Source organism: Microcoleus sp. T3_B1 (genome assembly GCF_036700445.1).
Taxonomy (GTDB): Bacteria; Cyanobacteriota; Cyanobacteriia; order Cyanobacteriales; family Microcoleaceae; genus Microcoleus.
In genome coordinates this window covers 1-12,278 of record NZ_JAUBOX010000091.1, presented here as the reverse complement: position 1 = coordinate 12,278, position 12,278 = coordinate 1, and the positions used below count along the sequence as shown (strand labels likewise).

Here is a 12,278-nt window from a genome sequence, read left to right as displayed (position 1 = left end):
ACTATTGGTGAACCCGCCCCTACAAGTTTTTGACGGAGGGCGATCGTAAACCTGTCCCCAACCAACGGCAAATCTCAAGAATCGAAAGGCTTAATCCACGATCGCCCGATCGCCCAATCCAGAACCAAAGCCGCGATCGCAAATAATACCACACTCTCGACACCGCGAACCGCAAACGGCAATAACTCCTGTAGGGCGGGCATCTTCCCGGATTCAAAAAACAATCCAGCATCCAACTGTCCAAAAGCCCGCACCAACCCAAAAGCCAACACCGCACCAGATTTAAGCTGCGGGTTAACATCTCGGCGAATCGCATAGCGGTAAGTCACGCCGAACAAAAAACCGCCCAAAAGTGCGATCGCCCCTCGGGCGGCAAAATTTAGGTCAATTTCCCTTACCTGCAAACTCGCCAGAGAATCCAACCTATCCGCTAGAATTAAGCTATTACCAAGGGCGATCGCCCCAAAAGCCAGCAAACAAGACAAACCAGCAACCGTCCCTGCCTTCAAAGATTCTACCCGTTCAGCCGCACTAAAATTTGACGAATCCTTCACAGCGCCCTCATTTCAAAAATGGCTCAAATTGACTTATCATAGGGGTTGGAGTCACTTTGTACAGTTTGTTCAATAAATAGCTATGGATATTTTGTCACTCGGTTGGGTTTCGGTGCTAGTTCTGTTCTCCTTCTCAATTTCAATGGTCATTTGGGGACGCAACGGTTTCTAGATTCCAGAATAGCTTGCGGGGCCAGCTTTTTAACTGCCCCGCATTTTTTTTCATCCTATTTAACCAAATCAAAATAACAGGAGTAGGAAACATGACAGCAAAAAAAATCTTAATGTTAGTCGGCGACTTTGTAGAAGACTACGAAGTAATGGTACCTTTCCAAGCACTGCAAATGGTAGGTCACACCGTCCACGCCATCTGCCCGGACAAAGCAGCGGGTCAAACAATTCGCACCGCAATTCACGACTTTGAAGGCGATCAAACCTACAGCGAAAAACCCGGTCACAACTTCACTTTAAACGCGACTTTTGACGAAATCAACCCGGCCGACTACGACGCTTTGATTATCCCCGGAGGACGCGCCCCAGAATACATCCGCCTCAACGAACAAGTCCTGCAAATTACCCGCTACTTTGCCAACACCAAAAAGCCGATCGCATCTATTTGTCACGGCTTACAAGTTCTAACTGCAGCAGGCGTACTCGAAGGCAAACGCTGCACCGCATACCCGGCTTGCAGCCCGGACGTACTCCGGGCCGGCGGCAAATATACAGAAGTTCCCGTTACCGAAGCCGTAGTCGATGGCAATTTAGTCACCGCCCCCGCGTGGCCAGCACATCCTAACTGGCTAGCTGAATTCCTGAAAGTTTTGGGAACGAAGATCGAACATTTAGAGAAAGTCGAAGTATGACTATTTTCACAGTCAAAGTTAAACCGAATTCCAAACAGCAAAGCATCGCAGAACAACCCGACGGCAGCCTCACAATACATCTCAAGTCGCCGCCTGTGGATGGTAAAGCCAATCAAGAATTAATCATGCTGTTGGCAAAAAAGTTTAAAGTGCCGAAATCTGCGATCGGCATTAAATCAGGTCTTTCCTCGAAAAATAAACTTGTCGAAGTTGCGATCGAACCTGCAACTTCTATCTCTCCCTAGGGACACGGCAGTGCCTTTCGTCGTGTCAACTTAAGACTAAAACCCTTGAGAAATCTCGCTAATAGTCGAGTCTAGATCCCCCTAAATCCCCCTTAAGAAGGGGAGTAGGGGTTGACTTAAAGAGGCTTCCTGTCCCCCCCTTCGTAGGGGCGGTGCCAAGAGTGCCCGCCCTAGGCGCCGGGGGGATCTGGCCTTAATAGTCAAACAGCAATCTGTAACTTGGTTTGAGCTTAAGTTGACACCAATGGGCACGGTGCCGTCTCCCTACCGGATATCTATAAAGTTAACAGCCAATCTATCTAAAGATGGATTTAGACTCAACTTTAAAATCATATATTAGTAGTTGTAGAGTTAGAATAAAAAATTATGAACATTGAAAATAGAGTCGAAGCCACAGCGAAGAATATTGAAGGCAAAATCCAAGAAGCTGTTAGCGAAGTTACAGGCAATCAAAAAGATAAATTAGAAGGTCAAGCCAAGCAGGATGAAGCATCAGCAATTCACCTGAAAGAAGACCTCAAAGATAAAGCAAAAGAGATTGTAGACCGAGCTTAGTAACAGTATTCCCTACAAGTTTCCTGCCTACTAAATCCCGCAAACGATATGTTTGCGGGATTTTTTTTATAATTAGCCTAAATCATTTGTACCAATATGTAGGGGCGGGTTTTACCAACCATAATTGCCAAAAACTAACCATCTCATAAACCCGCCCCCACCAACCAAAAAATTCAGAATTAATTGAATTTAACGGTTGCGCGACGATGCTTAATCGGGGTTATTCGTTGGGTGGGGGCGGGTTTATCAACATTATTGCTGGCAAAATTCACCGGCTAACAGCCCCTACAGATTCCAGTAATTCATAATGCAAAAGCATTAATTTTGTAGCGGGAATTGTTTCCATTGCATAAGTTCTACCATCTTGATGAGAAAATTCTACCTCAAAAGCACTGCCATCAAATTCCATCACGACTGTTCCTACTTGTCCTTTATATAATTTAATGATTTGTTTTGTTTCAAAATGGGTGGCTTCTAAATCTTCAGTTAAAGCAACAATATCTAGGTCTTTAATTGTTTTCATTGTTTTTACCTCACTTTTTGACGGGATAACAACTTGTTAATCGGGGGAAACTTTCACCTAAGCGGACGATCCAAGCTGCTAGAATCAGAGATTCACCTACTTCGGTTTTCAGCAAGAATTTCATGTTGTAATGTGTTCCGTATTCATTGTTTTTTTGAATAACAACATCTTCGTTGATAGCAGCTTCTTTTAAAGCCTGTTTGAGCATTTCAGCATTTTTTAGGGTAATGCCTAACTTACTGGCCAACAAAACAGCTTTATTTTTTCCTTCTTGATGATTCGGATTTAGAGAATATTCTTCTATTTTATTGCCTAAATCTGCTAGATGACCATTGGGCAGTTTCACTATTAATAACTGTTTTTGAAGGACAAAAGAGAATATTAGTCTGCTACGATAATCGACTTTTACTCAAATGTCAATTATATCGTCTTTGAGTTGGGTGGCTGGTTTATCAACATTATTGATGGGTGGCAAAATGGATCGGTGAATCTGCCCTTCCTTTCAATGCCCAATGCCCTGTTTGGCCAATCCCCGATGCTCAATTCCCAATGCCCACAAAAAAGCCAGGGATGGATATCCCCAGCTCGAAACATAGCACAATTAGTTTTGAGAGTTCCTAGGGCGATGTTTCAGAATCGACTCCACCCACTTTTACCCAAATTAAATCAGGGTAATGTCACTCACCGTCAACCCTGGTCTGCCGTTGATGTTTGCCAGTGTAACGGCTGCCTGGGATCCAGAACCGTCAGGATCGAACAACAAGCGACCGGTGTTATCGTTTGCGCCCAGTCGATTTTCATAAATAAGGACTGCTTGTCCCGGAGCTTGCGCATTCCCCTGACCATTGTACGTCCCGGTGTCAAGCACTAAGAACTGTGTGGAACCCGGTCGGCTTGGCCCATTCACTGTACCTAAGCCGAAGGTCTGGCTATTCAAGATAAACTTGTCTTGCCCGACATCAAAACCCCCGATTTGGTCTACGTTAGTACCATCGGCAGTACCATCGGCGCCCTCGCCGAAGTTCTGGTAGTAGAAGCTGTCATTACCCGATCCGCCAATCAGCGTGTCAGCACCAGGCCCGCCGCCGAGAGAGTCGTTACCGTCGCCGCCGATCAAATAGTCGTTTCCAAAGCCGCCCAGCAGGGTGTCGTTTCCGGCGCCGGAATTTAAGGTATCGTCCCCCAATGTTGCGTTGGATGAGTCGCCGAATAGGACGTCATCCCCGCTACCAGTAGTGATGACATCAGTGCCGTTGCCACCAGTAATGAAGTTGCTGCCTAAGGTATCGGTAATCAAGTTTGGCGTTGTAGGACTGTTAGGACCGCTAAAGGTGACGCTGCTAGCGTAGGAGATGAAGTCGTTACCGGCAGCGTTGCCAATCAGGCTATCGCGATCGCTGCCAAAGATCAGGGTGTCACTTCCCTCGCCACCGTTAAAGAGGTTGGTGACGGTGAAGCTGCTGGCAGTAGTAGGATTGGTGTAGCCAATTAACAGATCGCCGCCCAGCGCGCCTTCGAGAGTAATCAAAGCAGTACCAGTAGCATTACCAAAAATGGCAGCGGTAGCATTGATAGTATCGTTGCCATCTCCACCGACTGCATTAGTAAATGTACCGCTCAGGCTGTCGTTGCCTTCGCCGCCGATCATCGAATCGCTGGAGAAGGCAGCGACGATCGTGTCATTGCCCACTCCGCCGTCGAGCAAGTTGCGACCCGCGAAGCCTCCAAATGAACTCTGGGCACCTCCGCTCAAAGTTACATTCACCGTCGTTCCTGACGTGATGAAGTCGTCGCCGACACCTCCCAACGCGGTATCCTGGGTAGCAAAAACCCTGATCGTGTCGTTGCCGTCGCCGCCGTCGAAGAAGTTTTTGCCGGCGCCAAACTCGGCGATACCGCCGACGAGAGAATCGTTGCCGGCACCGCCGAGCAAGGTGGTTTTCTCAACGCCAATGGTGACGAAGCTGCCTAGAGCAAACTGGTTCGGCTGGCTACTGTTGCGAATGACTAAAGTATCGTTGTCAAGGTCGCCCGACAGATAGCTGTTGCTGGCCACACCGTACAGTGTGTCGTTGTCTTTACCGCCGAACAGAGTATCTTTTTGATTGATACCTACAACGTAGTCGGCGCCAAGGTCCCCCCGCAAGTAGTTGCTACCTGCATTGCCACCGGCGCTGCCGCCGACGGGAAGACCGAGGTTGTTGCCGCCGCCGGAGATGAAGAAGCCGAGGGAGTCATTGTCCTTGCCGCCGTAGAGGGAGTCTCTTCCGAGGGCGCCTCCGAGCATCGTATCAGTACCCTCATTACCAAACATGAGGTTGCCATCGACTGTACCTTGGAGCAAGTCTTCTCCCAAACCGCCGTACAGGGTCGTATTCCGGCTTTGAGCGACTACGGTGTCACTGCCTGCGTCGCCAAACAGCAAAGCCCGCTCGCGCTGGGCTACTAATGAATCTTCGTCGCCGTCGCCGTACAGTGTATCGTTCGGGCCGACGGAAGTCAGAGTATCGTTATCGGCTTGGCCAAATATTAAACTGCCGCCGAGGGTAGAAGTTGTAATTAAATCCGCCCCCGCTCCAGCGAAGATTGTATCCGGGCCCAGTCCCGGAGTGTTTAAATTAGTTTGATCGGAATTGTCAGTTAACGTTGTCATAAAGCTTCACTCCTCTACTTGTTGGTCATCGCTGGTGCGACTACAGACACTGCCTAGAACACCGAATGTTTGGATTCCGCTGTAGTTTAACCTGTTTGCCAGCCGCAAGTCTAGCCTACTGGCGTTAACCCTGTCTAGACTTTCTCCCTCGCGGATTTTTTGCTTGTAAGCTTTTATATTCAATGTCTTCACCCTTTAATAATCCTGGTGCACTGTCTCAGGTGCTCACGCTCTATAAGACGCGGCTCATATTCTTAATGTTCCATTCTGGATTGGCGGTCGGGGATCGCGTCCGGGGGAGGACATTAAAGATTAAAAAAGGCTGATCTGGGTGATCGGGAAGACAAGGGAAATTGGGAGATTTGTTACTTGGTAACAAGGCTTTGTGGCAATTTCCGGTTTTCCAGGCAGGGCCATCATAAAAAATACTCGGTAAGTGGGAAACTCAGTGGCTTCAGCCCTGAGAGGAAAACGACACGGCGATTTCAATCGCCTTGAATCCCCTTGCGGGGTTAGAGGGGTATGGTTGCCCCTCTATGGAGATATGGTTGTCTCCGAGTCCCTTTCGGGTAATGTTAGCTTCGCCAAGGTTATAAGAGCTTTTTAGACCTGCAACACTGTCTCAGTGACTTTAAGACTGTTTAATTGCTTCGGACAGAGCGGAAAACTAGCTTCGCATTCGCCGGTGTCGTGACTCAAATAACGTAGTCAGTTAAGACGATGGCCCGTCAGAATAGCTTGTAATTTCTTACAAGCTCAGTGGCTTTAGCCCTGAGTTCCTGACTTAATAATTCTGACCCGGATTGAACCGAGTACCGCTCCGGGCTTTAAAAGTCTACGCCCCGCTTTAGTTCTACGCCCCGATCGCCGTAGTGTTTGTGACAGTATACCTCGGAGTGTACGCTTGCCAAGTCAAAGTAAGCGTGGGGTTTGTGGCAGCGCCCGGTGATAATAATTTCTGTATCCCGCGGCTTGCGTAGCAGGGCTTCGACGATCGGCTCTACCGGCAGCAGTTCTAAGTCTACTGTGGGATTGAGTTCGTCGAGAATAATCGTTTTGTACCAGCCGCTGGCGATCGCACATTTGGCGATTTCCCAGCCGCGTTCTGCTTCTATGCAGTCTAGCTCTTGCTGTTGCCCCCGCCAAACTATAGCATCTCGGCCGCACCGCTGGTGATCTACTAGCTGCGGGTAGCTTTGCCGCAAAGCTGCGATCGCCGCATCTTCTGTATAACCAGTGCCACCTTTGAGCCATTGCACGATTAACACCCGGTGAGATTGGTCTTGACTGATACCCCTACCTATTGCCTGCAAAGCTTTGCCCAAAGCGCTCGTAGACTTGCCTTTGCCCGCTCCGGTGTATATTTCGATACCGGAAATATGATGCTCTGCCGCTGCGGGGTTATAGTGGGGCTTCATTTCTGAGTGTAAGTCGGCAATCTCCAGCAAAGCTTCGGGGGCCGCTCGGCCTGTGGCGATGACTTCTAAATATTCTGGTTTGTTTTTGAGGGTTTGGACTACTTCGTCAACTGGCAGCAAACCCAAGTCCAATACCGGGTTTAGTTCGTCTAGTACCACGACGGAATAGAGCGAGCTTGCGATCGCTCCTTTGGCGATATCCCAGCCTCGCTGAGCTTCGGCGCGATCGAAGCGGGTGATTGCTTCGGCCCCAAAATATTCGGCACGGCCGGTACGCACTTGGTCGATTAAGTGCGGAAATGCCCGTTGCAAGGCTTCTATTGCCCCGTCTTCGTCGTAGGAGCGGCCGGGGCCTTTGAGAAAGCGCAGCAACAAGACTCGCGTGGGCGAGTCAGAATTGATACCCAGCCCGATCGAGCGCAACACTACTCCCAAAGCTGCCTGAGACTTGCCTTTACCAGCGCCGTCGTAGACGTGAATCTGACCTGCGGCGCGTTCCGACCGGGATGAGGCTGTCCGAATACCAATGCCATTCCTTACCATAATCAGCAGTTGTTTGAGTCTGTATCGGGGTGGGTATTCGATCGCGCGCCTTGAATGTCTAATTTTTCCATTCTGTTGGCGGATCTCAACAGATTATACGATAAGTCCTAACCCCCAATTTTTTAAGTCGCGATCTAACGCAATCAGGTGCTCAAACCTCCGGTTAAGATTATTCCGTTTGTGCTGTACAATTAAAATTTAACACGGACTGATATACCTAAAGGCTTATGATTGCGAGTGTTTTCCCATTTCGGACTGTTTTGGTGCAAATTTTAATTATGTTTTTGGCGATCGCGATCGAATCGTGGTTTTTGCAAAAACTACTTAAACTCGGCCCCAAAACCAGCATTGAATATACAGCCATCCTCAATCTCTCTTGCACTTGCGTAGGCTGGTTAGTTTTTTTCGGCATTGAAAGCGTTCTTAGCAAAGATTTGCGAGAACAGCTTATCGGTTATATCTTATTAGGAAGAGCGGATAATGTTTACGCTCCAATAACTATGATAGCACTCTCAGTATTAGCAGTAACTTTTCTAGCTAAATGGCAGGGATTAGAATTCATAGAGAACATGGTTGCCGGTAATAAAAAAGCTTCCACACCTCAGTTTTTAGGGCCGCCCACCCTCACCCGCCGTCCTCCCAAAAAAACTTTTCAAGTAACTACCCAGTTTGGGGGAATTTTAATCGCCCACACTGTTAGCAATCTCGTTATTTTAACCGTGTTGTTTTTGCAAAGCGTCTATTGAAATTTATGATGAAGCAATTTTTAGATGTCACTCAGCAACTCACTAAGCTGACGAACAACCTTTGGGAAACCAATAAAAAAATCCAAAAGGCGATGATTCCGCCTAAAGTTGTCCACTGGAAGACTCCTTTACTGCTCAGCATCTTTTTAGCTTTGCTGACAGTGGCGGCAGTCACTGACTGGCGGACGAGAACTCTGCTTTTTGATATGAGCTGGTTATTATTTACACTTTCAATGGGTTTGCTGACCAGCCAGCAACCTTTTGTGATTAAAGGAGTAAGTCTGAGTCCGTGGGTGACAAGCATCTTAATTGGCTTGTGGTTACTGATAAGATTGCCCTCGGATAGGAAGGAAATAGCATGGATATCCGGCCCACTTATAGCAGTAGTAGTTCTTGCTACAATAGAGATTTGGAATAGCGAGTCAAAACGGGAAGGTATCAGGTCGTTGGTGCGCCCTCAGTTTTTGATGATTACTCTAGTTCACCTGCTGTTTTCCTGTTGGTTTGCTTTTCACTTTTTAATTCAAGGTTGGATACAACAGTATCCGAGCGTTTTATCTCAGGATTTAAGGCAAAGCGATTATGTGGTGACATTTCAACGGCCAACTATTAATCGCTCCCGAGGAGTTGTCATCCTCAATGCAATGGAGGGATACCTGCGAAATGAAGCCCGCACAAAACCGTGGGCGCAAGTAGAGCAAATGTTAATAGATATTGACAACGAGCGATTTTTTCTGCGGAATCAAGCCTTAAAAACAACTGGGATAGTCCCAGAAGATGCGAGCTGGGATGTCAAAACTTCGATCGTCCAAGGAGAGTCCCGCTATCAGTTAGATATGCAGGCCACTTGGCTGGGGCTGGTTTTTAGACCGGAAATATATTCGTTTACCAAATCTTGCGAGGTGTTCCAGATAGCCAATAGGGCGACTGTAACCTGCGATGCCATTAAACGCTCTCAACCCGGACAGAAAAAAGATGGAACTGCGGGAGACAGTCAAGTGTGATTCTGTCTCTGTTAACTAATTGCGATCGGTATAGCGGGAGAGTGGGAAAGTCTGAGAGTCTAAGATGGAAAAAATCCTCTTTCTTCCCTCTTCCTTCTTCCCCCTTCCTTCTTCCTAATAACTTCTTCCCTCTTCCTTCTTCCTTCTTCCTTGCACTAAAGTATGGCGAAAGTTTCCAGCGGGTTAATAACTAGGTCAGTAACTCAGGGCTAAAGCCACTGAGCTTGCAAGAGAAATCGAGCAAGCTATGCTGACCAGCCTAAGATTCTTGAAATCTACGTTATTCAAGTCACGACACCAGGCGAATGCGAAGCTAGTTCCCTGCTCTGTCATCTGCAATTAAACAGTCTTAAAGTCACGCTCGGCAGTGTTGCAGGTTTAAAAAGCTTTTATAACATTGGCGAAGCTAACATTACACGCAAGTGGAGGGACGCAACAATGTCCAACTTTATTTTCGTACTCGATACAAACAAAAGACCACTAACACCTTGTAAGCCGTCAATGGCTCACAAGTTGTTAACTGCCCGTAAAGCGGCTGTTTTTAGAAGGTTCCCCTTCACAATTATTCTCAAAAAGGTGGTAACAGCAACTATTGAATCAATTAGTCTCAAGTTAGATCCAGGTTCTAAAACTACTGGCATCGCTTTACTAGAAGGTGAGAAAGTAATTTTTGGCGCTGAACTAACTCATCGAGGTCAAGCCATCAAAGCAAGTCTTGATTCCCGTCGCGCACTGCGTCGAGGAAGACGAAACCGTCATACTCGCTACCGCCAAGCAAGGTTTTTAAACCGTACCCGCCAAAAAGGTTGGTTAGCACCATCCTTGCAGCACCGGGTAGAAACCACCCTAACTTGGGTTAACAAATTACGCAGACTTGCACCAATCAGTTTGATCGTTCAAGAGCTTGTCAGATTTGACCTACAACAACTAGAAAATCCTGATATCTCCGGCGTTGAGTACCAACAAGGCGAACTACAAGGTTACGAAGTTCGTGAATATCTACTCAACAAATGGAACAGAAAATGTGCTTACTGCGACACTGAAAATGTACCTTTGCAAGTTGAACACATTCATCCAAAAGCTAAAGGTGGAAGCAATCGAATTTCTAATCTCTGCCTTGCTTGCGAGAAGTGCAACCAGAAGAAAGGCACTCAAGATGTTGAGCAATTTTTAGTCAAGAAACCTGACATCTTGAAGCACATTCTTGCACAAGCAAAACGTCCGCTTAAGGATGCTGCTGCTGTGAATTCGACTCGATGGGCGTTGTTCTCTCGACTGAAAGAAACGGGGTTGCCCGTTTTGACTGGTTCAGGTGGACTGACAAAGTTTAATCGTACTCGACTGCAACTACCTAAAACTCATTGGCTTGATGCTGCTTGTGTCGGTCAAATTGAATCATTGTCTGTAGTAACGAGTAAACCATTGCTAATCAAGACAACTGGACACGGGACTCGTCAAATGTGCCGCACAGACAACTTTGGCTTCCCATCTCGGTACGTTCCGAGAAACAAGTTTGTCAAAGGTTTTCAAACCGGCGACATTGTAAAAGCAGTCGTTACCAGTGGCAAAAAAATAGGTGAATATGTTGGTCGGGTTGCGGTTAGATCGACGGGTTCGTTCAATATCTCGGCATCAGAATTGGTGCAAGGGATTAGCCATAAATACTGCAAAATTGTTCACCACAAAGATGGCTACAGTTACTCATTTTGAATTTGAAGATTCAAGGCGATTGAAATCGCCGGGTCGTTTCCCTCTCAGGACTGAAGTCGCTGAGTTTCCCAGTTAGCGAATTTTTTTATGAATTTGAGAAGAATTTTGACAGTCGCGACCAATGTATTTTGGGAAGTAATTCGCGATCGCATCCTTTACTTAATTATTATTTTTGCTTTGTTGATGGGCGCCTCGGTACGGTTGATACCCGAATTAGCGGCGACAACCGAGAAGAAAATTATCTTAGATGTCGGTTTGGCTGCTATGAGCCTCCTCGGTCTAATTGCCACAGTCTTTGTGGCTACCGGACTGGTCAACAAAGAAATTGAAAAGCGGACTGTTTATCTGTTAGTTGCCAAGCCGATAAGTCGGGCTGAGTTAATTGTGGGCAAGCACTTAGGGCTGTCGGCGGTGCTGGCGGTTCTTGTAGCGGCAATGACTGTTATCTATCTGGCTATTCTGAGTTTGAGCCGCATTCCTTTCCCTTTGGAAAGCATTTTAATCGCTTCGCTGTTTATCTGGTTTGAGCTGTGTCTGATGGCTGGTGTCGGGATTTTATTTGGGGTTTTTAGCAGTTCGCTGTTGGCAACTTTACTGACATTTGGCGTTTATTTGATGGGACATTCGACGCGGGATTTAGTGGCTTTGGGCAAGTTAACTAAAAATCCTGGCCTTGAACAATTGATGATGGGACTTTATCTGGTTTTGCCGGATTTAGCCAGATTCAATTTGAGAAACGATGCTGTTTACGGACAAGTTCCTTACTTGGCAGGTTTGATTACAGATGCTGGCTACGGTTTGCTGTATGTGGTGCTGCTGTTGTCAATTGCGATCGCCATATTTTCCCGCCGGGAATTTTAAAAGCAGCCTTCCGTAACTTCAGGCTAATTGTTTGTAGTGAGGACTAAAGTCCTTACTACAAACCAATTTTATTATCGACTTAGCGCGCTAAGATATAGAGAAGGTTATCGCTCAGCAATCTCGACTAAAACTCAAACTTTTATTGGTAAAATGAGGTGACTTATGACTACTGTAATTCACCAAAAAACTGGGTCTGAAGCCCCGTCGTTCTACGACGGCTTTTTATTGATTTTCCAGTTTCCTAATCAACCCTCTCAGTACGTCTGATTGAGAGCGCATTGTCTTTGTACAGTAACGGGCAAGAATTTCAGCTTCTTGAGAACTGATGCGTATATGCAATCTCTTATCTTTTTCCATAACTTCCACGATGTGTACTCAGTTTATGTGTACAATATAGCAAGGAGGTAAAAACAATGCAACGCTGGAACTACAAGTTAAAACCAAACAAAGAGCAAGCCGCGCTCATGGCCCAATGGCTTATAACACTGCGTAAGCACCGTAATTATTGTCTCAGAGAACGCTTCATCGGCTGGGAGACTAACAACAGAAATGTTGAAACGCCTCGGAGCTATGCTTTTGGGTCTTATTGCGAAATAGACACCC

General features: G+C 46.8%; 14 protein-coding genes. 9 read left to right on the top strand and 5 right to left on the bottom strand.

Going from position 1 to position 12,278, the window contains the following annotated elements; genetic code table 11:
- Positions 1-74: 74 nt before the first annotated feature.
- Positions 75-554, bottom strand: a complete 480-nt coding sequence (locus QT990_RS30490; RefSeq protein ID WP_333305361.1) for a hypothetical protein — start codon at positions 552-554, stop codon at positions 75-77.
- 82 nt (positions 555-636) lie between these two features.
- Here QT990_RS30490 and petN point away from each other — a divergent pair, with 82 nt between their 5' ends.
- From petN to QT990_RS30470, 4 genes are all read left to right on the top strand, one after another.
- Positions 637-726 carry a cytochrome b6-f complex subunit PetN gene (gene petN, locus QT990_RS30485; protein WP_071883976.1) on the top strand — a complete coding sequence of 30 codons (90 nt, stop codon included), beginning with the start codon at positions 637-639 and terminating at the stop codon, positions 724-726.
- Between the two features lie 91 nt (positions 727-817).
- Positions 818-1,417: a DJ-1/PfpI family protein gene (locus QT990_RS30480; RefSeq protein ID WP_333305358.1), complete on the top strand. Its 600-nt coding sequence runs from the start codon at positions 818-820 to the stop codon at positions 1,415-1,417.
- A complete protein-coding gene (locus QT990_RS30475) occupies positions 1,414-1,662 on the top strand; it encodes a DUF167 domain-containing protein (RefSeq protein WP_333305355.1) in 249 nt (82 codons plus the stop codon). Before QT990_RS30480 ends, QT990_RS30475 begins: the two co-directional genes overlap by 4 nt.
- 366 nt (positions 1,663-2,028) lie before the next feature.
- On the top strand, positions 2,029-2,217 hold the full coding sequence (locus QT990_RS30470) for a CsbD family protein (RefSeq protein WP_333054441.1): 189 nt from the start codon (positions 2,029-2,031) through the stop codon (positions 2,215-2,217).
- Positions 2,218-2,485: 268 nt separating this feature from the next.
- Here the strand turns inward: QT990_RS30470 and QT990_RS30465 are convergent, their stop codons facing one another.
- From QT990_RS30465 to QT990_RS30450, 4 genes are all read right to left on the bottom strand, one after another.
- The gene (locus tag QT990_RS30465) at positions 2,486-2,740 is read right to left on the bottom strand and encodes a DUF4926 domain-containing protein (protein ID WP_333142476.1); all 255 of its coding nucleotides are present in this window, start codon (positions 2,738-2,740) and stop codon (positions 2,486-2,488) included.
- Between the two features lie 10 nt (positions 2,741-2,750).
- Entirely contained in the window at positions 2,751-3,086 is a 336-nt protein-coding gene (locus tag QT990_RS30460) for a DUF6883 domain-containing protein (protein ID WP_333305352.1), read from the bottom strand.
- A 315-nt stretch (positions 3,087-3,401) separates the two neighbouring features.
- Positions 3,402-5,393, bottom strand: coding sequence for a calcium-binding protein (locus QT990_RS30455; RefSeq protein ID WP_333305349.1), 1,992 nt, complete (start codon positions 5,391-5,393; stop codon positions 3,402-3,404).
- Positions 5,394-6,220: 827 nt separating this feature from the next.
- Entirely contained in the window at positions 6,221-7,354 is a 1,134-nt protein-coding gene (locus QT990_RS30450; protein WP_333290677.1) for a cob(I)yrinic acid a,c-diamide adenosyltransferase, read from the bottom strand.
- A gap of 227 nt (positions 7,355-7,581) precedes the next feature.
- Between QT990_RS30450 and fraC the strand changes: the two genes are divergently transcribed.
- From fraC to QT990_RS30425, 5 genes are all read left to right on the top strand, one after another.
- Complete coding sequence (gene fraC / locus QT990_RS30445; RefSeq protein ID WP_333104943.1) at positions 7,582-8,100, top strand: filament integrity protein FraC; 519 nt, start codon at positions 7,582-7,584, stop codon at positions 8,098-8,100.
- A 5-nt stretch (positions 8,101-8,105) separates the two neighbouring features.
- Entirely contained in the window at positions 8,106-9,104 is a 999-nt protein-coding gene (locus QT990_RS30440; protein WP_333466139.1) for a DUF5357 family protein, read from the top strand.
- A gap of 438 nt (positions 9,105-9,542) precedes the next feature.
- The gene (gene iscB / locus QT990_RS30435) at positions 9,543-10,814 is read left to right on the top strand and encodes an RNA-guided endonuclease IscB (protein ID WP_333142469.1); all 1,272 of its coding nucleotides are present in this window, start codon (positions 9,543-9,545) and stop codon (positions 10,812-10,814) included.
- 87 nt (positions 10,815-10,901) lie between these two features.
- Complete coding sequence (locus QT990_RS30430) at positions 10,902-11,675, top strand: ABC transporter permease (RefSeq protein WP_333466138.1); 774 nt, start codon at positions 10,902-10,904, stop codon at positions 11,673-11,675.
- A 413-nt stretch (positions 11,676-12,088) separates the two neighbouring features.
- The coding region (locus QT990_RS30425) for a helix-turn-helix domain-containing protein (protein ID WP_333142467.1) at positions 12,089-12,278 on the top strand (190 nt) is incomplete at its 3' end.